The organism is Lentzea sp. CC55 (assembly GCF_021056325.1).
GTDB lineage: Bacteria > Actinomycetota > Actinomycetes > Mycobacteriales > Pseudonocardiaceae > Lentzea > Lentzea jiangxiensis.
In genome coordinates, this window is the sequence record NZ_JAJCXE010000016.1 from 1 (window position 1) to 20,196 (window position 20,196).

Genomic DNA, 20,196 nt, shown 5'->3' on the forward strand with positions numbered 1-20,196 from the left:
CCGGCGCGACCGCCGAGGACGCGCTGCGGTTGATCGTGCAGCGCGCGGTCGAACTGGCGGGAGCGTCCTGGTCCGCGGTCCTGCTGCTCGAGGGCGGCGAACTGCGCATGGCGGCGCATGCGGGCGCCGAGTCCGGTTCGGACCGGTTCGCCGCCGACGCGCCGGTGTTCGCGGAGGTGTTGGAGACCGCGGCACCGGTGATGCTCGAGGAGGCGGGCGAGCAACTCGGCCACCTCGCCGGCCGGGCTGGTCCCACCGTGGTGGTACCGCTGCGGGCGGGCACGACGGTGACCGGTGTCCTGCTCTCGGTCCGGGACAAGGACTCGGCCGCGTTCGGGGCGGACCTGATGCCGTTGCTGGCGTCGTTCGCCGACCAGGCCGTGGTGGCGATCGAGTTCGCCGAGAACCAGAACGCCCGGCGCATGGTCGACGTGCTCGAGGACCGCGACCGGATCGCACGCGACCTGCACGACCACGTGATCCAGCGCCTGTTCGCGACCGGCATGAGCCTGCAGGGGTCGCTCACGTGGGTGACCCACCCGGAGGTCCGCAGGCGGGTGCAGAAGGCGGTGAACCAGCTGGACCAGACGGTGCTGGAGATCCGCACGTCGATCTTCGACCTGCAGGCGGACTCCGGTGACACGGGCTTGCGCAGGCGTCTGCTGGACATCGTCGCCGAGCTCACCGAGGGTGCCGAGCTGACGCCCGCGGTGCGGATGTCGGGCACCATCGACAGCCTGGTGCCCGACTACATCGGGGAACACGCCGAGGCCGTGGTGCGCGAGACCGTCAGCAACGCGCTGCGCCACTCGCGCGCGACGGAGCTGACGCTGACCGTCGAGGCGGGCGATTCCCTGATCATCTCCATGGTGGACAACGGCCTGGGCATGCCGGCCGAGGTCGCGCGCAGCGGCCTGCGCAACCTCGAGCAGCGTGCGACCGCGCTGAACGGCGTGCTCACCGTCGGCGGCGAGCCGGGCGGCGGCACCCGCGTGACGTGGCGGGTGCCGCTGGACTGACCGCTCAGCCGGTCTCGTTGTCGTGGGTGGGCTTGCGCAGCTGTGAGGCGAGCACGGCGGCCTGGGTGCGGCGTTCCAGGCCGAGCTTGGCCAGCAGGTGCGAGACGTAGTTCTTCACGGTCTTCTCCGCGAGGAACATCTTCTCGGCGATCTGCCGGTTGGTCAGGCCGTCGCCGATGTAGTCGAACACGGTCCGTTCCTGCTCGGTGAGCGCCCGGACGGGGTCGCCCTGCTCGCGTTCGCGGCGGATGCGGTTGAGCAACGCGGCGGTGGAGCGGGCGTCGAGCAGCGACTGCCCGGCCGCGACGGTCTTCACCGCGGTGGTCAGGTCGGTGCCGAGGATGCGCTTGAGCACGAACCCCGACGCGCCGGCCATGATCGCGTCGAACAGCGCCTCGTCGTCGGTGAACGAGGTGAGCATCAGGACGTTCAGCTCGGGCAGCCGTGAGCGCAGCTCGCGGCACAGCTCGATGCCGTTGCCGTCGGGCAGCCGGACGTCGAGCACCGCGACGTCCGGGTTGACCGCCGGGACCAGGGTGAGCGCCTCGGTGACCGAGCCCGCCTCGCCCACGACCTCCAGGTCGGGGGAGGCGCTGAGCAGCTCCCTGATGCCGACCCGGACGACCTCGTGGTCGTCCACCAGGAAGACTCGCGACACCACTTGCGACCACCCTCTCCTCAACCGTTCCGCGATCACGATCTCTTGTGGCGAGCGGCCGCACCCAGGGACCAAAGACCCTGTTCCCGGGAAGCGGGGGTCCTGCGCACCCGGCCGAACTCCTCGCCACCCGATCAGCTGCCCGTCCAGTATGAGGGTTGGGGAGCCGGTGTGCGCGGACCTCTGCGGAGGGTCCAAGTGCCCGTCGCGGAGGGGCACGTCCGCTCTGCCCGCACGGCACCCCGCGGCGGAATCGTCAAGGCATGCGATGGAACCCAGCAGAGGCCGCGGGAATCGTCGAGGCGGCCGGCGAGGCGCCCGTGTACAGCGAGGACCGGCCGTGGTCGCTGGAGCTGCACAACCGGTCGGTCTACCTCTTCGCGAGGGGGCACACGTCCGAGCACGATCCGCTCGGCTTCGACCGGTTGCTGTCGTGCGGCGCCGCTCTGGAACACGTCGTGCTCGCCGTCCGGCACGCGGGCTGGCACCCGCACGTCGTGTTCCCGACCGATCAGGCGAGTCCGGGCCTGCTCGCCGTCGTCCGCGCGGACCGCCGCGAACCGGCGGATCCGCAGGACCTCGACCTGCACCGGGCGATCCGCCTCGCCGAGGCCACCGGCACGGGCGATGCCCGTGCGCTGGGATGGGCCAGCCACTGGGCGGGAACGGAGCTGCGCGCGCTGGGCGAACACGAGCTCGTCGTGATCACCACCGGCGATCGCCGTCCGGACCACGTCCGGGGTGGTGCCGCGGTGCAGGCTGCGGTGCTGGCGGGCCGCAGCACCGGCGTGGCGGTGCGACCGGTCGTCCACCTGGTGCACCGGCGCGAGTGGCGGGCCGGCCTGGTCGAACGGCACGAGCTCGCCGGATTCCCGCAGGCGCTGGCCGTCGTCGGTGCCAAGGGCCCGGCGGGGACGGGACCAAGGACAGCGTCCTGCGGCCGTGCCGATTCCTAGTGTCGAAGCCGGAAGGGAGTTCCGCTATGCGTGCTCGCGACGTCATGACCAGCCCGGCGATCACCGTCACGCCGGCCGTCCCGCTCAAGGGCGTGGCCGCGTTGATGGTCTCGCACGGCTTCACCGCACTTCCCGTAGTGGACGAGGACGAACGCCTGGTCGGCATCGTGACCGAGGCCGACCTGGTGCGCGGCAGGTACCTCGAGGACGGCGGTGCCGTCGTCGCCGACGTGATGACCTCGCCCGCTGTCGCGATGGACGCCGCCGCACCCGCCGAGGCGCTGGCCCGCGTCATGGTCGACGACCGCAGGCGGTGCGTCCCGATCGTCGACGGCTCGACCGTGATCGGCGTGGTGACCCGTCGCGATCTGGTGCGGGTGATCGCCAGGGCCGACACGACGGTCGCCGCAGAGGTCCAGCGCGTGCTGGACATGTACGGCGGAGGTCGCAAGTGGACGGTCACGGTGCACGGAGGTGAAGCCGTGATCGGCACCGCGACCACCGACGAGGACACCGAACGGGTTCTCGTGGCACTGGCCGACGCGGTACCGGGAGTGCTGCGCGCCCGCGTTCTGACTGGAGGACGACGATGAAGGCCCCATCCGCCCCGATCGTCGCCGGTGTCGACGGCTCCACCTCGGCACTGTCGGCGGTGACGTGGGCAGCGCAGGAGTGCGCGCGGCACAAGATGCCGTTGCGGCTGGTGCACGCCTACGTGCTGCCGACCCGCGGCTATCCCGAGGTCGTCCTCACCGGCAACGAGATCCGCCACGCCCTTGAGAACCTGGGCTGGGACAAGCTGCAGGTGGCCACGGCGGCCGCGCGGGCGGCGGCGCCGGACGTCGAGGTGACGACGGACATCGTGTGCTGCGGCGCCACCGCGCTGCTCGTCGAGGAGTCCCAGTCCGCCCGTCTGGTGGTGGTCGGCTCCCAGGGGCTCGGCACGGTGACCGGCATGATCGTCGGTTCCACGGCCCTGGCGTTGGCGGCGCACGGGCAGAGCCCGGTGGTCGTGGTGCGCGGCACGGCGGTGCCGGACGGCCCTGTCGTGGTGGGCGTCGACGGGTCGCCGACGAGTGAGGCCGCACTGGCGTTCGCCTTCGAGACGGCATCGATGCGCGGCACCCGGCTGACCGCGGTGATGTGCTGGCAGGACTTCATGGTGGAAAGCGCTTACAGCGCCTCGCGGTTCACCGTGGACTGGGGCCAGGTGGAGGCCGAGGAGCGCAGGTTGCTGGCGCAGCGGCTGGCGGGGTGGCAGGAGAAGTACCCGGACGTGCAGGTGCACCCCGTGGTCGTGCGCGATCGACCGGTGCGAGCGTTGATGCGCTACGGAGCTGAAGCGCAGCTCGTGGTGGTGGGTAGCCACGGGCACGGCGGGTTCGCCGGCATGTTGCTCGGCTCGACGAGTCAGGCACTCGTCTACAACGCGCCGTGCCCGTTGGCGATCGTCCGCCCGGACTAGACGAGCAAGTCCTCGCCTTTGACGTGGAGTGCGGTCAGAAGGGTGTTCAGGTCGGTCCTTGCGAACCGAACTGAACACCTTTCGTGCGTCCCCAGGCACCTCGTCACTGAACGGGTGGACCACGGGTTGTGCCCCGGAGAGCGGCCACCGCCTCGTCGAAGATCCGCGTCGGATCGCCTTCGCCCTTGCGTCGCACCCTGATCTCGGTCGCGAAGTCGAGACAGGCCAGGACGCCGACAGCGACGGCCGGACAGTAAATGCCCAGCTGTCACACACTGACAGGATGGCGTACTATGACGGGCATGGTTCATCGTTGCTCGACAGGGACAAGCCTGTGACCGCCGTCGACTACCGCGCCCAGACCAGCCTGATCTCCGGCGCCAGCTCGGGCATCGGCCTCGCCTTCGCCCACGCGCTCGCCGAGCGCGGCTCGAACCTCGTGCTCGTCGCCCGCAGGCTCGACCGCCTCGAACGACTGGCGGAGGAGCTGACCGCCGCTCATGGCATCGAGGCCACCGCCATCGCCGCCGATTTGAGCGTGCCCGGTGCCGGGCCGGCGCTCGCGGACGAGGTCGCCCGGAGGGGTCTGCGGGTGACCAGCCTGGTCAACAACGCCGGCTTCGGGACCTACGGCGCGTTCCACTCGGAGGACCCCGAACGCCTGCAGGAGATGCTCGCGGTCAACATCAGCTCGGTCGTCGACGTGAGCCGGGCCTTCATCGACGAACTGCGGGCGGCCGGCACCGGTGTCCTGGTCAACGTCGCCAGCCTGGCCGCGCACCAGCCGATCCCGAACATGGCCGTCTACGCGGCCTCCAAGGCCTTCGTGCTCAGTTTCACCGAAGGGCTCTGGCAGGAGTCGCTCGGCAGCGGGCTGCGGGTGCTCGCCCTGTCGCCCGGCCTCACGCGCACCGAGTTCTTCGACGCCATCAGCTCTCCCGAAGCCAGCAGCGGCGGTAGTTTCCAGACACCGCAGCAGGTCGTCGCCACCGCCCTGCGCGCACTGGACCGCCGCACACCCCCGCCCAGCGTCATATCCGGAACACGCAACCGGCTGATGGCCAACGCCGGCCGGTTCTTGAGCCGGCGCCGCGTGGTGCTGGCCGTCGCGGGCCGCACCGGCTCCGCCTGAACACCTACACGGCCATGACCGACGGCACCGTGCCGTTCGGCGGCTTCGAGCAGTCCGGCATCGGCAGGGGAGCATGGTTCCCCGGCCTGGGATGCCTTCACGGAAACCAGAATGGTGATGGTGAATCTGTCATGAATGGCGAACGATCCGAAACCCGCGCTCTCGTGCTCGGCGGAGGCGGCGCGTTGGGCATGGGGTGGGAAGTGGGCCTGGTGACCGGGCTCGCCGACGGCGGTGTCGACTTCGGTCACGCGGATCTGTTGGCGGGAACCTCTTCGGGGTCGTTGGTCGCCGCCCACCTGGCGCTGGGGCTCGAACTCGCTGGAGCACTGCAGACCGTCGCCGCCTTCGGCGCGGCTCTCGGCTCCGGTTCCCGCGAGATCGATCCCGCGGGCCTGGCCGACGCCATGGCGAAGGCGACCGCGAGCGAGACACCGGAGGCGGGCCTGCGGTTGCTCGGCCAGCTGGCGACCGAGACCGAGACGCTGGACGAGGACACGTTCTTGGGACTGTTCCCTCAACTGGCGGGTCAGCGCTGGCCGGCCGCGTTCTCCTGCGCCGCCATCGACATCGCCACCGGAGAACGACGAGTTTGGGACGCCACGAGCGGTGTCCCGCTGCAACGCGCCGTGGCGTCGAGCACAGCGGTACCGCTCACCCTCCCACCGGTGACGATCAACGGCCGCCGCTACCTCGACGGCGGCTTGCGCGACCCGCTCAACGCCGACCTCGGCGCCGGCCACGACCGGATCGTCGCCATCTCCTGCTTTCCCCTCGGCTCTGCCGACGGCGACGATGCCACGGCCTCGGTCACGAACGCCGCTGTCCGAGCGGGTGTGGACCGGGTTCGCCGGCGGGCTCGGTCCGTGGCGCTGATCGAGCCGGGACCGGAGTTCCTCGAGATCAGCGGCGGTGGCGCCAACGTCATGGATCCGACACGGGTGGGCGACGCCTACACCGCCGGGATCCGGCAGGCACGCGCCGAGCTCGACCGGATCCGCGCCACCTGGACCGGCTGACCGCCGAGGTCCGGGTGAACTCAGCGGGGATGTCGCCGGCAGCGGATCGGGGTGTGCCCGGTCAGGGCGACTCGGACCTCGGCGGAACGACCACGACCGGGCACTCGGCGTGGCGAAGGCAGTGCGCGGCGACGCCGTGGGAGAGGAACTCGCGCACCGCTCCGCGGCCCCGCGTGCCGATGACCAGCAACTCGGCGTGCTTCGAGGCCTGGGTCAGGTGGTCGGCCGCGTCGCCGATGACGACGCACTCGGCGATGTCAGGCGCGTGCGGCACCGTGGCGCGCACCTGCCGCACTGCCTCGTGGAGTTCGCGGGCGGGGTGTCGTCGGGGCATCTCGCCATAGGGGTTGAGGCCCATCGGCGCGGCCGGCACGACTGCCGGTTCGCGGTGGTAGGCCAGCATCGCCTCCACGCGCGCGCCGCGGTGTGCCGCTTCCGCGATGGCCCAGCGCAGTGCCGCACGTGACTCCGCCGAACCGTCGACGCCGACCAGGATCACGTGTGTCCTCATGGCTGCTCCCATCACTCGGGACCAGCGTGCGGTTCGGGAGCGGACGTCGGCAGGGACGAACGTCATGAGCCGTGCGAGCCCAAGCGCCCTGCTGGCGCACGCGCGCGTGGCGGACCCTCGACCGCACCCGGTCGAACGGAGGACGTGATGAGGGTGAAGAGGGGCGACTGGCTGGTGGAGTCCAGCGGCCGGCGCGGTCAGGTCACGGCGGTCAAGCACGAGGACGGCAGGCCTCCGTACCTCGTGCGGTGGCTGGACACCGAGCACGAGGCCCTGGTGTTCCCCGGCCCGGAGACGCACGTCGTCACGGCCGAGGAAGAGGCTGCGCGGCTGCGCACGGGGTGACCCGTGGACACCGCCGTCGCGACGTTACTGCTCGCGTGGCGCCGTCCGGTGACCGTGGTCCCGGGTGAGGCCTGGTGAGCCGAGGACGAAGGTCCCGGACGCTGCGGGCCCGCGGCCACTCACCGGCGGCGACGGGGTCCGCGAGGCTCGAGTGCATGAGCGAGAGCGAGTCCCGGCCCGTGGTGGTCGGAGTGGACGGATCACCGGCCTCCCTGGCCGCGTTGCGCTGGGCCGTCGAGGACGCCGGCAGGCGCGGGTGCGGCGTCGACGCCGTCACGGCGTGGCACGCGGACTACGGCGTCATGATCGGGCCACTGCCCGCGGAGGTCTTCGCCGAGGTGTCACCGCAGGCGATGAAGGCGGCGGCGCAGAGCGTCCTCGACCGGTCGGTGGAGGGGTTCGACGGTGTCGACATCCGCCGGGTCCTGGTCGAAGGCGATGCCCGCGACGTGCTGTCCAAGGCGTCGCAGGACGCCGCGCTGCTCGTCGTCGGCAACCGGGGGCACAGCAGGCTCGTCGAGGCGGTCATCGGATCGGTCAGCGCCTACTGCGTGCACCACGCGTCGTGCCCGGTGGTGGTCGTCCGCGAGGCGGAGGTCGCACAGGCACACCCGGTCGCGGAGCCGGTGCTCCCGCTGACCCCGGGACCGCTGCTGTGAACGCGGCGGCGTTGCTGACCGACGGTTCGGTCGTCGAGGTGCGCGAACTGGGAGCGCAGGACGTGCCGGCGCTGCTGGAGCTGCACCGGGGCCTGCCGGTCGAGGACCGGTACCTGAGGTTCTTCAGCACCTCGCCCCGGCAGCTGGAGGACTTCGTCGAGCAGATGGTCTCGCCGGACGCGCCGCGGCACGTGGTCCTCGGCGCGTTCCGCGAGAACCGGCTGCTGGGCGCGGCGAGCTACGTGGTGGTGCGCGAGACCGACTTCGCCGAGGTCGCGCTCGTGGTGTCGCACATCGAGCAGGCCCACGGCGTGGGCACCTTGCTGCTCGAACACCTCGCCTCGCTGGCGCGCGGCCGCGGTGTGCGCCGGTTCACCGCCGAGGTGCTCACGATCAACGGCCGCATGCTGCGGGTCTTCACCGACCTGGGGCTGGTCACCTCGATCGTGCCCGACGGCGAGGTCGTCCACGTCGAGCTCGTCCTGGAACCCGGTGACCACTACCTCGACGCCGTGGGCGACCGGGAAGCACGTGCCGACGTCGCGAGCCTGACCCACGTGCTGCGGCCGGGCTCGATCGCCGTGGCCGGCGCGGGCCGGTCGGCGAGTTCGGTGGGCCACGCGGTGCTGAGCAACCTGGTGCGGAGCAGCTTCACCGGTGACCTGTACGCGGTCAACCCGCACGCGAAGTCGGTGGCCGGTGTCGACTGCTACGCCTCGGTGAGCGAGTTGCCGCAAGCACCGGAGCTCGTGGTGCTGTGCGTGCCGGCGAAGGCCGTTCCCGCCGTCGCCGACGAGTGCGGCCGGCGCGGCGCGCGAGCCCTGGTCGTCATCTCGTCCGGTGTCGACGCCGAAGAGCTGCTGAAGGCGGTGCGCAGGCACGGCATGCGCCTGGTGGGACCGAACTGCCTCGGTGTGTCGACGAGCGCGCCGGCGGTGCGGATGAACGCCACGTTCGCCGCGCACAGCACCCTCCCGGGCCACATCGGGCTGGTCACCCAGTCCGGCGGTGTGGCGATCGGGGTCCAGGAGGAACTGTGCAGGGTCGGCCTCGGCCTGTCGAACCTGGTCTCCACCGGCGACAAGCTCGACATCAGCAGCAACGACCTGCTGATGTGGTGGGAGAACGACCAGGACACCCGGATCATCGCGCTCTACCTCGAGTCCTTCGGCAACCCGCGCAAGTTCGCCCGCGTCGCCCGCCGGGTCGCCACCACCAAGCCGGTCCTCGCGATCCGCGCGGCCACCAGCGAGGCGGGCCGCCGTGCCGCGGCCTCGCACACGGCCTCGACCGCGACCCCCGCCGTCACCAGGGACGCGTTGTTCCGGCAGGCGGGCGTGATCGCGGTCGGCAGCGTGCCGGAACTGACCGACACCGCGATGGCCCTGAGCTGGCAGCCGCTGCCCGCCGGCCGATCCGTGGCGGTGCTCGGCAACGCCGGTGGACTCGGCGTGCTGGCCGCGGACGCCTGCGTGCAGCAAGGCCTGCGGATGGCCGTGCTCGCCGACGAGACCCGCAAGGCGCTGGCGCGGCTCGTGCCGCGGACGGCGAGCGTGCACAACCCGGTCGACACCACCGCGGTCGTCGACGAGGAGACCTTCGCGCGCTGCCTCGACGTCATCGGCGCGGACCCCGCGGTCGACGCCGTGATCACCGTGACCGTGCCGACCGCGCTGGGCGACCCCACCGGCGGCGTGCACGGCCTCGACGGCAAACCGGTCCTCGCGGTCCGCACCGGCGGAACCGAACGCCTCGCGGGTGACGTGCCCTGCTACGCGGAGCCCGCCCGTGCCGCCGCCGCGCTGGCACGGCTGGTCGAGCGCGCGGACTGGCTGGCTCGCCCGAGGGAGTTCCCCCGCCCGGGCCGGATCGACCTCGACGCCGCGAAGGCGATCGTGGCGGGCGAAGACGGCTGGCTGCCTCCGGACGAGGTGGTGGCGCTGCTGACCGCGTTCGGGCTGCCGGTGCTGGGCGGAACGCTCACCACCACCGCCGAGCACGCGGTCGCGGCACAGCAGGCGTACGACGCGCCGGTCGCGCTCAAGGCCGTCGCCGACGACCTGCTGCACAAGAGCAAGGGAGGCGGCGTGGAGCTCGGCGTCGCCGACGCGGCCGGTGTGGCGGAAGCCTTCCGGGCGTTCCGCGAACGCTTCGGCGACCGGCTGCGCGGCGTGTTCGTGCAGCCCATGGCGGCACGAGGCCGGGAGCTGCTGATCGGTGTCGTCACCGACGAGAAGTTCGGGCCGCTCGTGGTCACCGGGCTCGGTGGCGTCGACACCGACCTGCTCGACGACCGCGCCGCTGCTCTCGCTCCACTGACCACAGCGGACGCCGACGACCTGCTGCACGGCTTCCGGACCGCGGGCCACGTCCTCGCCGGCACCGACGAGGGCGCCGTCCGGGACGTGCTGCTCCGCGTCGCCGAACTCGCCGGCGCACTGCCCGAGGTCGTCGAGCTCGACATCAACCCCCTGGTGCTGACCGAGAACGGATGCGTGGTCGTCGACGCGCGGGTGCGCGTCGCACCGGCCCGGCACACCGACCCGTTCCTGCGCCGCCTGCGCACCACCTGACCGGAACCAGAGACCGAGGGAGAACAACCATGAGCACCAGGCCGATCGTGGTGGGCATCGACGGAACGCCCGCCTCGGACCAAGCACTGGAATGGGCACTGGACGAGGCGGTCGTGCGCGGATGCCCGTTGCACGTCGTGCACGCCTGGACCTTCGAAGCGCTGACCGACTGGACCGAGACCACCGAACAGCGCATGCGGGCCGAATCGGAGGCGCTGATCGAGAAGGCGGTGCGGACCGCGTCGGAGAAGCGCGAGCAGATGCCCGAGATCGTCCGCAGGAGCCTGCGCGGCGACGCGGCCGAGACGCTCGAGAAGGCCTCGGAGGGCGCCGCGATGCTGGTCGTCGCCTCGCACACCGGGCACCGGATCCGCCAGATCGTCCTCGGCTCGACGAGCATGCACGTCGTGCGGCACGCACAGGCGCCGATCGTCGTCATCCCGGTCGACGACCGCGAACTCGCGCGGACCGCGCGATGAAGGCCGCCGACACGATGGCCCGCCCGCTCGTCACGGTCGGACCGCGCGACTTCGCCCGCCACGCCGAGGGACTGATGGACGACTTCGGCCTGACGGTGCTGCCCGTCGTCGACGGGAACTTCTTCCTCGGCGTGGTGACCAAAGCCGGGTGCCGCCACCGTGACGACGAGGCGCCCCAGGTCCACCGCGTCATGGTGCAGCCGGCGCTGGCGGTCGGACCGGACTTCGACCTGGGGGCTCTGTTCGAGGCGATGACCCGGTACGAGGTGATCAGCGTGCCGGTCCTCGAGAACGGCCGGCTCCTCGGCATGGTCACCCGCCTCGACGTCCTGCGCGCCCTCAGCCACGACGACCCGAACCTGCGAGTGGGCCATGCCGCTGAGCACCGCTGACCGCGAGGACGTCGTCCACCACGGGCTTCCGGTGGCCGAGGTCGTCCTCATCGCGGAGTCCGACGAGACCACGGGCCTGTCCACCGCCCAGTGGCGGGACCGCTTGGCCGCCCTCGGTCCGAACGAGCTCCCGGCCCAGCGCGGGCCGAGCTGGGTGGTGCGGCTGCTCGGACAGCTGCACCACCCGCTCATCTACGTGCTGCTGGTGGCCGCCGGGATCACCGCCGCGCTGGGCGAGGTCGTGGACGCCTCGGTGGTGTTCGGGGTCGTCGTGGTCAACGCCGTCATCGGCTTCATCCAGGAGGCGCGGGCAGAACGCGCCCTGGACGCGTTGACGGCGATGGTGCGCACCGAGGTGACCGTCGTGCGCGACGGACTCACCGCACGGGTGCCGTCCGCCGAGCTCGTGCCGGGCGACCTGGTCGTGCTGGAGGCCGGAGACCAGGTCGGGGCGGACCTCCGGCTGGTCACCACCACCGAGCTGCGCGTCGACGAGTCGGCGCTGACCGGCGAGTCGGTTGCGGTGGCCAAGAGCCCGGTGGCGCTGCCGCCGGACACCGCGCTGGCCGACCGGGTCAACATGGCCTACTCCGGCACGCTGGTCACCGCCGGGGGAGGGCGCGGTGTCGTGGTCGCGACCGCCGCGGACACCGAGATCGGCCGGGTGCACCGGCTGGTCAGCACGACCACCACCGTGCAGACCCCGTTGACCCGCAAGCTCGCCCGCTTCAGCCAGATCCTGACCGTGGTCATCCTCGGGCTCGCGGCCTTCAGCGTCGTGGTCGGCGTGTTGCGCGGCGAACCGCTCGCGGAGATGGTGACCGCCGCCGTCGCACTCGCGGTCGGTGCGATCCCGGAGGGCCTGCCCGCCGCCGTCACGGTGACGCTGGCCATCGGGGTGGCGCGGATGGCCAAGCGCAACGCGATCATCCGCAGGTTGCCCGCCGTGGAGACGCTGGGCAGCACCACGGTCATCTGCACCGACAAGACGGGAACGCTGACAGCCAACGCGATGACCGTCAACGCGGTCGTGGTGGGACGAACGCGCCATGAGCTGTCGGGCATCGGGTACGAGCCCGCCGGGGTCATCACGCCCGAACCGACCCCCGGTGTGCGTGAGTGCCTGCTGGCAGGCCTCGCGTGCAACGACGCGCGGATCGTCGAGGACGGCGGACGCTGGCTCCCCGTCGGGGACCCGACCGAGGCCGCGCTCGTCGTGGCGGCGCGCAAAGCCGGCCTGGACCACACCGACGTGCCGCAACGGGTGGACGTGCTGCCGTTCAGCTCGGAGCGGATGTTCATGGCGACGCGGCACGCGGGCGACGTCGTCTACGTCAAGGGCGCGGTCGAACGCGTCCTCGCCCTCGCCGGGCTCGACCACCACGCTGAGGCCGAAGAGCTGTCCGCTTCCGGGCTGCGGGTGCTGGCCATCGGTCGCGCGGCAGGCGTCGAGCTGTCCGAAGAAGCCTTGCGCGGCAAGGTGAAGCTGCTCGGACTGGTCGCGATGCACGACCCGGCGCGACCGGAGGCGGTCGAAGCGGTGCGCGCCTGCCAGGCGGCGGGCGTCGAGGTCAAGATGATCACCGGCGACCACCCGGCCACCGCCCGTGCCATCGCGGCGGAGTTCGGCATCACCGACGTCCACGCCCGCGTCGCTCCCGAGGAGAAACTGAGGCTGGTCAAGAAGATCCAGGCCGGTGGTGAGGTCGTCGCGATGACCGGCGACGGCGTCAACGACGCCCCCGCGTTGCGCCGCGCGGACATCGGTGTGGCGATGGGCAAAGGCGGCACCGAGGTGGCCAAGCAGGCCGCCGACATGGTGCTGACCGACGACAACTTCGCGTCGATCCGCGCCGCCGTCGAGGAGGGGCGCGCGGTCTTCGACAACCTGCGCAAGTTCATCATCTGGACCCTGCCCACCAACATGGCCGAGGGCCTGGTGATCCTCACCGCGATCCTGCTCGGCGCGGCCCTGCCGATCCTGCCGGTGCAGATCCTGTGGATCAACATGACCACCGCTGTCGCGCTGGGACTGACGCTCGCGTTCGAACCGCGCGAGGCGGACGTGATGAGCCGCCCACCGCTGCCGCCGTCGCTGCCGCTGCTGACCCGGCGTCTCGTGGGCCGCATCGTGTTCGTCTCGGCGATCCTGCTCGCGTGCTCGTTCGGCGCGTTCCGCTGGCAGCTGGCCTCGGGCGCCACGCTGGACGTCGCGCGCACGGTGGCCGTGAACGTGTTCGTCGGCGCGCAGATCGCCTACCTGGTCAACTGCCGCTCGCTGGAGAAGTGGCGGCCGAGCACCGGACCGAACCGCTGGCTGTGGGTGGGCATCGCGCTGACCGCGGGCTTGCAGCTGCTGCTGACCTACGTGCCGTTCATGAACTCGCTGTTCCACACCGCGCCGCTCGGATGGCAACCCTGGCTGGTGGTCTTCGTGCTGAGCGCGGCGGCGTACGTCGTCGTGGAGCTGGAGAAGTGGCGGCAGCGCCGCACGAAGGGGAGCTGATGGCGACGCTCGGCAACGCCGTTCCCGCAAGCGGTTCGACGCTCGACGAGACCAAGGTCGCTGAAGCTTTCCCGGTGACGATCCGCTCGCCACCGCCGGCGACCGGATCGAGGGCGCGGTGCTCGCGCTGGGTTTCGTGACGGCGCTGGCTGCCCTCCCCGTGGCCGCGGCAATCTGCTCGGAGAGAAGGCCGATGCCGTCGGACCTGGCACATGCCTGACGGAGTTGTGCGGGAAGGCGTCGTTCGAGCGCCTTGCGGCCCAAGGCCGGCACGACGCTGCGGATGTGGGCGGATCATCTCAGCGGTGAGCCAGCCGAGCCGCCCATGACGAACCAAGGAGCCGCGTTCATCGCGATCATCGGCGCCGTGGTGCCTGGTAGGACGCTCGAACGTTGTCGGTTCCACGGCGGCGCCAGGGCAATCAGCCGGGCAAGCGCACCGCGCCATATGACTCCCGGCGCGACAAAAGGCGAGGGTGCCGCGTGTTGCGGCACCCTCGCCCCTTCCGCCGTCCTCACCGCAGCCAGGGGTTGGCCTTGACCACCGGCAGGGTGTTCCACCGGCGGGCCAGGCCCCGGGTGGCTCCGGAGGCCGTCGCGGCCAGCGCGATCAGCACCAGGGCGTAGACGACGTGGTAGTCGATGACCGGGTTGGTCGACATCGTGGGCTCGCCGCCCGAGGTGTGCTGCGCCGGCGGCCATTCGGCGGCCCACATCAGCAGCATCATCACCGCGCCACCGGCGGCGGCGATCCGCAGGCCGATGCCGAGCACCAGCGCCACGCCGATCGCGAGCAGACCGGCCATGAACAGCACGTCCGCCCACCAGGCACCGGCGATGTCGTGGAACACCGGCTCGAACGGCCCGACCGCGACCCGGCTCAGGAAACCCTTGGTGGGCGATCCGCCCTCGAACCACGCGTTCTTCGGCTGCGTGGCATAGCCGAGACCGAACGCCTTGTCGACGAACGCCCAGAGGAACAACAGCCCGGTCGCGATGCGCAGCACCGCGAGGGCCATCGCGCCCGTTTCGGCTTGGGTACGAGCAGGAGCGTGAACAGCGGACATCATTACCTCCCAGGAAGTTCTTCTACCTCGAGTCTTGTTGGCGACACCGCCCGCGAACGCGGCCCTTGGTCCCGATCCAGCCGGGACGTCACGACCGCGCAAGGGGTTCCGGACGACGTGCGCGTCCTCCCGTGCCGCCTGCCGGCGGCTTGGCCGAGCGCGGCGAAGTCGCGGATGCGGCTGCCTGCTGCTGCTCCTGCTTTCGGAGGAGGTCGACGACGGGGCGGCGGGGTGTGGCCGGGAGCGGGTCGGCGTTGAACGCGGCCCAGCCCACGCGGAGCACGAGCTGCGGGCAGGTCGAGCCGCCGAGCACCTCGTCGCGCACCAGATCCCTCGTCTCCAGGACCTCCAGCGGCTGGCTCAACGGACAGGTCGCCAGCCCCGCGGAGGTGGCTTCCAGCAGGACGGCGCTCATCGCCTCGCCGGCCCGCAGCCGGGAGAGGTCGTCGTCGGACGACGTGCTGAGCAGGACCAGCGATCCCGCGTCCTCGCCGAGCACGCTGCGCCCTTCCTGCACCAGCGAGCCCGGGGCGAACTCGCGCATCCGCAGGTCCCCGTACCGGTGGGAGCCCGCCGGGATGTTCGCGGCGGGGACACCGGCGGACGCACCGGGGTACACGCCACTCCACTCGCGGATCTCGGCGCGGTACGCGGCGTCGGAGCCTTGGACGTCGGCGGCCTTCTCGATGGCGATCAGCAGCTCGTCGCGCGCCTTGCCGGTGATGACGTGGGCGTCCACCCCCTCCGCGCGGGCGGTCACGACCAGCTGGTCGAGCAGCTCCTCGGGCGCGGGCCACGAGGAGAAGGCCCGCCGGTCGGTACGCCGGCGGGGGATCGCGGCGGCGAGCGCCACGTGCGGCTCGCGCGGCTCCATCGGCTCGAACTCCACCGCGGCCAGGTGATCGGGCTGGGCCGGGTTCGGCAGGCGGTGCACCTTCGCCCGCCAGCCGAGCGCCGCCAGCCCCACCCGCAGGTGGTGCAACGCCGCCCCGCAGCTGACGACCAGGTCGGCGCCCAGTGGATCGGTCGCGGGCAGCGCGCGGGAACGGTCGGCGTACAGGTGCAGGCTGTGCGCACCCACCTCCCAGCGCCACGGCTGGGTGTTGTGCACCGACGGCGCGCGTCCGGCGATCGCCACCGCCGCTCGCACCGTCGCCTCGTCGGGCTTGCCGCGGTCCATTCCGCTCACCTCCACGTAGAAGTCCTGTCCCGAAACTCGCAGCACCGGCGGCCGCTGATGAGGGGCCTACGTCCCGGACCGGCCGGGACCGGCGTCACTCACCGCAGCATCAGAGGACCGGCGTGCCGCTCGCCGTCGACCGGCACCACCACGACGGGGCAGTGGGCGTGACGCAGGCAGTAGGTGGTGACCGAGCTGAGAACCAGCACCTCTCGCTTGAGATGGCCGGCTCCGCCGACCACGAGGCACGACGCGTGCTCGGACAGCTCCACCAGGACCGGTCCCGCGGCACCGTGCGGTGTCCGCAGCTCCACCTCGACGCCGTCGGCGTCCGGCCCGAGCGACTCGAGGGCCACCCGCAGGTCCTCTTTGTGCGTCGCCTCGAAGCTCAGCTGGCAGACGCTGACCGCGAGGACGGAGGCGTTGGTGCGCTTGGCTTCCCGTACCGCCCAGGCCAGCGCGGCCCGCGCGACGGGTGACCTGTCGATTCCGACGACGATGCGTGGCTTTTCGCTCATGACCTCAGAGTGCTGATGGTCCTCGCCGCGGCGCAGGGTCCTTCGGTCCTGCCTCGGGAGGCCGGAACGCCCGGTCCACCCGCGCCCTTGGCAGGTGGGCGGTGCTCGTCGCGCCGAGAAGGCTGGGAAGCACAGGAACCGAAGATCGCCGGAGGGTGTCATGCGTGAACCGACAGTCGCCTCGCTGATGACACGTGAGGTGATCGCCGCGGACGTCGGGAGCTCCTTCAAGGACCTCGTGCGGCTGCTGGAGGACAACAAGATCAGCGCGGTGCCCGTGCTCGACGGCGGTCACCCCGTCGGCGTCGTGTCCGAAGCGGACCTGGTGCCGAAGGAGGAGTTCCGCGGCGGCACCGAAGACGCACCCGGTGTGTTCGCCGGCCGTGTGACGAAGCACCGGTGGGAACAGGCGGGTGGCGTGACCGCCCGTGACGTGATGACCTCGCCGGTGAAGACCATTACCTCCGACCTCGCCGCGAGCGCGGCGGCACGGGAACTGGCCGCGGCGGGTGTGCGCAGGCTCTTCGTCGTGGACTCCGACGGCGCGCTCGTCGGGGTGCTGTCCCGCCGCGACCTGCTCAAGCTCTTCCTGCGCGAGGACGACGAGCTGCGCACGACCATCCGCGACGAGATCTTCGGCCGGACGCTGTGGGTGGACCCCGCCACCGTCACCGTCGACGTGTCCGCCGGCGTAGTGACGCTCGACGGCCGGTTGGAGCGCCGGAGCGAAGTCGACATCGCCGAACACCTCGTGCGGGCCTTGCCCGGCGTGGTGGACGTGCACAGCCAGTTGCGGTGCGGCTGGAACGACACCACGCACCCCCGCCAAACCGAGATCTTCGGCTGAAGGAGCGACATGAGGACTCGAGACGTGATGACCACCGACGTCGTGGTCGTCGGACCGGACACCCCGGCGCGTGACGCGGCCCGCCTGCTCGCCGAGCGCGGCTTCACCGCCCTGCCCGTGGTCGACGCCTTCGGTGCCGTCGTGGGCGTCGTCGGCGAAGCCGAGCTGCTCCGCGACCGCTTGCCCCAGGACCCGAGGTGGCTCGTCCACGGCCACCCCGTCGAAGCCAGGCAGGCGCCCGCGGAGGTGGTCGCCCTGGTGATGACGAAGCCCGTGGTGACGGTGACCCCGGGCACCGACCTCACCGAGGTCGCGGAACTGATGCTCGAGCACAACGTGCGCAGCGTGCCGGTCGTGCACGAGGGACACCTCGCGGGCATCGTGACCCGCAGGGACATGCTCCGCACCATCACCCGCGCGGACTGGGTGGTCGAGGCCGAGATCCGCAACCGGCTTGGCATGGTCGGTGGCACGCGGCGGTGGCAGGTCGAGGTCACCGGCGGCAAGGTGTCGATCGTGGACAAGGGCAACAGCGCCACCGAGCGCCACGTTGTCGACGTGCTCGTCCGCGCGACCGCCGGTGTGACCGACGTGGAGTTCACGACCGAACCCGTGCCCGCCGGCGGCTGACGACACAAGAGTGGCGGGAGCATCTCTCCAGTTCACAGGTGCCGGCGTTGTAGAGTGTCGAATTGAAGAATTCTTCAATTGGACAGGTTGTGGTTCCGTGAGCGAGTTCGAGGACAGCCTGCTCATCCGGCTCGGGCAGGCGGAGCAGGCGGTGCGTCACGCGGAGGAGCAGCAGGACGACTACGGCGCCGAGGTGCACCGCGCCGATCTCGCCGACCTGCGGCGCCTGGCGGGCGAGCACGGCGTGGTGGTCGACGCACCAGGGAAGGAGTGAGCGGTGCCGGTTCCCCTGTACCAGGCGAAGGCCGAGTTCTTCCGCATGCTCGGTCATCCCGTGCGCATCCGGGTGCTGGAGTTGTTGCAGGACGGCCCGAAGGCCGTGCGCGACCTGCTCGCCGAGATCGACGTGGAGGCGTCCAACCTCTCCGCCCAGCTGGCCGTGTTGCGCAGGTCCGGCATCGTGACGGCGACCCGTGAAGGGCCGACGGTGGTGTACGCGCTCGCGGGCGCCGACGTGGCCGACCTGATGAAGGCGGCCAGGCGGATCCTGACCGAGCTCCTGGTGGGGCAGAACGAGTTGCTCGCGCAGTTGCGCGAGGACTCGGCGTGAGAACCTTCCTGCCCGCGAAGGCGGACTGGTCGGCCGCGACGCCCCGGGACGTGGTCGCGGGCGTCACGGTCGCCGTCGTGGCCCTGCCCCTGGCGCTCGGGTTCGGTGTCGCGTCCGGGCTCGGCGCGGCGGCCGGTCTGGCGACGGCGGTCGTGGCGGGCGCGCTGGCGGCGGTGTTCGGGGGTTCGAGCCTGCAGGTGTCCGGGCCGACCGGTGCGATGACGGTCGTGCTGGTGCCGATCGTCGCGAGGTTAGGGCCCGGCGGTGTGCTGACGGTCGGTCTGCTCGCGGGTGTGCTGCTGCTCTGCCTGGCGGTGGCCCGGGCCGGGCGGTACATGCGGTACGTGCCCGCGCCCGTCATCGAGGGCTTCACCATCGGCATTGCCGCGGTGATCGCGCTGCAGCAGGTTCCCGCGGCTCTCGGCGTGCCGGCCCCGGACGGGCACAACGTGGTGGTGAACGCGGTGCGCGCGTTCGGGACCGGTCCCGCCTGGCCGGCCGTGCTGCTCGCGGCCGGTGTGGTCGTGGTGATGCTCGCGGGCGCGCGCTGGAAGCCGGCGGTCCCGTTCTCGCTGCTGGCCGTGGCGGCGGGCACGGCGGTGGCGGAGATCTGGTCGATGCCGGTGGCCCGGATCGGAGCACTGCCGGCGTTGCTGCCCGCGCCGTCGCTGTCCTTCCTGGACCCGGGCGCTGTGTGGTCGTTGCTGCCGTCCGCGGTGGCGGTGGCGGCACTGGCCGCGCTGGAGAGCCTGCTGTCCGCCACGGTCGCCGACGGCATGAGCGTGAACCAGCGGCACGACCCGGATCGCGAGCTGTTCGGGCAGGGCATCGCGAACGTCGTCACGCCGCTGTTCGGCGGTGTGCCCGCCACCGCGGCGATCGCGAGGACCGCGGTCAACGTCCGTTCGGGTGCGACGTCACGACTGGCGTCACTGGTGCACGCGCTGACGCTCGCCGTGATCATGCTGGCCGCGGCTCCGCTGGTCGGGCGCATCCCGTTGGCCGTGCTGGCCGGCGTCCTGCTCGCCACCGCGGTGAGGATGGTCGAGGTGGGGTCGGTGCGGGTGCTGATGCGCGCGAACCGGTCCGACGCGGTAGTGCTCGCCCTCACCGCGGTCGCGACCCTGGCGCTGGACCTCGTCACCGCCGTGATCGTCGGTCTCGTCGTGGCGGGAGCGCTCGCGCTGCGAGCCGTCGCCAGATCCGCGCGGATCGACGTCGAACCGCTGGAAACGGGCGATCACAGCGAGGAGGAGCGGGAGCTGCTCTCCGAGCACATCGTCGCCTACCGGCTGGACGGACCGCTGTTCTTCGCGGCGGCACACCGGTTCCTGCTGGAGCTCACCGAGATCTCGGCGGTCTCCGTGGTGGTCCTGCGCCTGTCGCACGTGTCCACCCTGGACGGAACCGGAGCCCTGGTGCTGCGGGACGCCGTCGAGAGGCTGGAGCACCGGGGCGTCACCGTGCTGCTTTCCGGCGTGCGCGAAGAGCACCGCCGGCAGTTGGAGATCCACGGCGTGCGGATGTTCCCGAGCACACCCGAAGCCATCGAGTACGCGCGAAACCACCTGCGACGGAACGGAACGTTGCCATGACGCGCTGTCGCCCTGCCCGGACCGCCGCCGTGGGT

The 20,196-nt window shown here is 71.6% G+C and carries 23 protein-coding genes; 18 read left to right on the plus strand and 5 right to left on the minus strand.

Going from position 1 to position 20,196, the window contains the following annotated elements:
• Nucleotides 1–1,019, plus strand: a 1,019-nt coding sequence (locus L6E10_RS10350) for a GAF domain-containing sensor histidine kinase (protein ID WP_236219137.1), incomplete at its 5' end; no start/stop codon positions are given.
• Between the two features lie 4 nt (nt 1,020–1,023).
• Here L6E10_RS10350 and L6E10_RS10355 read toward each other — a convergent pair.
• Nucleotides 1,024–1,680: a response regulator transcription factor gene (locus tag L6E10_RS10355; RefSeq protein ID WP_308102766.1), complete on the minus strand. Its 657-nt coding sequence runs from the start codon at nt 1,678–1,680 to the stop codon at nt 1,024–1,026.
• 260 nt (nt 1,681–1,940) lie between these two features.
• On the opposite strand from L6E10_RS10355, the gene L6E10_RS10360 reads away from it, so the two are divergent.
• The 5 genes from L6E10_RS10360 (at nt 1,941) to L6E10_RS10380 (ending at nt 6,249) form a co-directional block, all read left to right on the plus strand.
• Entirely contained in the window at nt 1,941–2,633 is a 693-nt protein-coding gene (locus L6E10_RS10360; protein ID WP_236219140.1) for a hypothetical protein, read from the plus strand.
• A gap of 26 nt (nt 2,634–2,659) precedes the next feature.
• Nucleotides 2,660–3,226, plus strand: a complete 567-nt coding sequence (locus tag L6E10_RS10365) for an HPP family protein (protein ID WP_236219142.1) — start codon at nt 2,660–2,662, stop codon at nt 3,224–3,226.
• A complete protein-coding gene (locus L6E10_RS10370) occupies nt 3,223–4,098 on the plus strand; it encodes a universal stress protein (protein WP_236219144.1) in 876 nt (291 codons plus the stop codon). The genes L6E10_RS10365 and L6E10_RS10370 overlap by 4 nt, the downstream gene beginning before the upstream one ends.
• 283 nt (nt 4,099–4,381) lie before the next feature.
• Nucleotides 4,382–5,230 (plus strand): SDR family oxidoreductase, encoded by an 849-nt coding sequence (locus L6E10_RS10375; RefSeq protein WP_236219146.1) that lies wholly within the window; start codon nt 4,382–4,384, stop codon nt 5,228–5,230.
• 131 nt (nt 5,231–5,361) lie between these two features.
• Complete coding sequence (locus L6E10_RS10380; RefSeq protein ID WP_236219148.1) at nt 5,362–6,249, plus strand: patatin-like phospholipase family protein; 888 nt, start codon at nt 5,362–5,364, stop codon at nt 6,247–6,249.
• A 61-nt stretch (nt 6,250–6,310) separates the two neighbouring features.
• Here the strand turns inward: L6E10_RS10380 and L6E10_RS10385 are convergent, their stop codons facing one another.
• Nucleotides 6,311–6,760, minus strand: a complete 450-nt coding sequence (locus L6E10_RS10385; protein WP_236219150.1) for a universal stress protein — start codon at nt 6,758–6,760, stop codon at nt 6,311–6,313.
• Nucleotides 6,761–6,907: 147 nt separating this feature from the next.
• Here L6E10_RS10385 and L6E10_RS10390 point away from each other — a divergent pair, with 147 nt between their 5' ends.
• The 7 genes from L6E10_RS10390 (at nt 6,908) to L6E10_RS10420 (ending at nt 13,854) form a co-directional block, all read left to right on the plus strand.
• Complete coding sequence (locus L6E10_RS10390; protein WP_236219152.1) at nt 6,908–7,105, plus strand: DUF1918 domain-containing protein; 198 nt, start codon at nt 6,908–6,910, stop codon at nt 7,103–7,105.
• Nucleotides 7,106–7,260: 155 nt separating this feature from the next.
• Nucleotides 7,261–7,764, plus strand: coding sequence for a universal stress protein (locus L6E10_RS10395; protein ID WP_236219154.1), 504 nt, complete (start codon nt 7,261–7,263; stop codon nt 7,762–7,764).
• Entirely contained in the window at nt 7,761–10,337 is a 2,577-nt protein-coding gene (locus L6E10_RS10400) for a bifunctional GNAT family N-acetyltransferase/acetate--CoA ligase family protein (RefSeq protein ID WP_236219156.1), read from the plus strand. Before L6E10_RS10395 ends, L6E10_RS10400 begins: the two co-directional genes overlap by 4 nt.
• Before the next feature lie 29 nt (nt 10,338–10,366).
• Nucleotides 10,367–10,816: a universal stress protein gene (locus L6E10_RS10405; RefSeq protein ID WP_236219158.1), complete on the plus strand. Its 450-nt coding sequence runs from the start codon at nt 10,367–10,369 to the stop codon at nt 10,814–10,816.
• A complete protein-coding gene (locus L6E10_RS10410) occupies nt 10,813–11,208 on the plus strand; it encodes an HPP family protein (protein WP_236219159.1) in 396 nt (131 codons plus the stop codon). Before L6E10_RS10405 ends, L6E10_RS10410 begins: the two co-directional genes overlap by 4 nt.
• A complete protein-coding gene (locus tag L6E10_RS10415; protein WP_236219161.1) occupies nt 11,189–13,714 on the plus strand; it encodes an HAD-IC family P-type ATPase in 2,526 nt (841 codons plus the stop codon). The genes L6E10_RS10410 and L6E10_RS10415 overlap by 20 nt, the downstream gene beginning before the upstream one ends.
• Nucleotides 13,714–13,854, plus strand: coding sequence for a hypothetical protein (locus tag L6E10_RS10420; protein WP_236219163.1), 141 nt, complete (start codon nt 13,714–13,716; stop codon nt 13,852–13,854). The genes L6E10_RS10415 and L6E10_RS10420 overlap by 1 nt, the downstream gene beginning before the upstream one ends.
• Before the next feature lie 375 nt (nt 13,855–14,229).
• Here L6E10_RS10420 and L6E10_RS10425 read toward each other — a convergent pair whose 3' ends face one another.
• The 3 genes from L6E10_RS10425 to L6E10_RS10435 form a co-directional block, all read right to left on the minus strand.
• Nucleotides 14,230–14,781, minus strand: a complete 552-nt coding sequence (locus L6E10_RS10425; RefSeq protein ID WP_236219165.1) for a DoxX family membrane protein — start codon at nt 14,779–14,781, stop codon at nt 14,230–14,232.
• Nucleotides 14,782–14,869: 88 nt separating this feature from the next.
• The gene (locus tag L6E10_RS10430; RefSeq protein WP_236219167.1) at nt 14,870–15,961 is read right to left on the minus strand and encodes a nitroreductase family protein; all 1,092 of its coding nucleotides are present in this window, start codon (nt 15,959–15,961) and stop codon (nt 14,870–14,872) included.
• A 98-nt stretch (nt 15,962–16,059) separates the two neighbouring features.
• The gene (locus L6E10_RS10435) at nt 16,060–16,479 is read right to left on the minus strand and encodes a universal stress protein (RefSeq protein WP_236219169.1); all 420 of its coding nucleotides are present in this window, start codon (nt 16,477–16,479) and stop codon (nt 16,060–16,062) included.
• 160 nt (nt 16,480–16,639) lie between these two features.
• Between L6E10_RS10435 and L6E10_RS10440 the strand changes: the two genes are divergently transcribed.
• From L6E10_RS10440 to L6E10_RS10460, 5 genes are all read left to right on the plus strand, one after another.
• Entirely contained in the window at nt 16,640–17,326 is a 687-nt protein-coding gene (locus L6E10_RS10440) for a CBS domain-containing protein (RefSeq protein ID WP_236219171.1), read from the plus strand.
• A gap of 9 nt (nt 17,327–17,335) precedes the next feature.
• Entirely contained in the window at nt 17,336–17,956 is a 621-nt protein-coding gene (locus tag L6E10_RS10445) for a CBS domain-containing protein (protein ID WP_236219174.1), read from the plus strand.
• Between the two features lie 97 nt (nt 17,957–18,053).
• A complete protein-coding gene (locus tag L6E10_RS10450; protein ID WP_236219176.1) occupies nt 18,054–18,230 on the plus strand; it encodes a hypothetical protein in 177 nt (58 codons plus the stop codon).
• Nucleotides 18,231–18,233: 3 nt separating this feature from the next.
• Nucleotides 18,234–18,566: a helix-turn-helix transcriptional regulator gene (locus tag L6E10_RS10455; protein ID WP_236219178.1), complete on the plus strand. Its 333-nt coding sequence runs from the start codon at nt 18,234–18,236 to the stop codon at nt 18,564–18,566.
• Nucleotides 18,563–20,161, plus strand: coding sequence for a SulP family inorganic anion transporter (locus tag L6E10_RS10460; RefSeq protein WP_236219180.1), 1,599 nt, complete (start codon nt 18,563–18,565; stop codon nt 20,159–20,161). Before L6E10_RS10455 ends, L6E10_RS10460 begins: the two co-directional genes overlap by 4 nt.
• Nucleotides 20,162–20,196 lie beyond the last annotated feature (35 nt).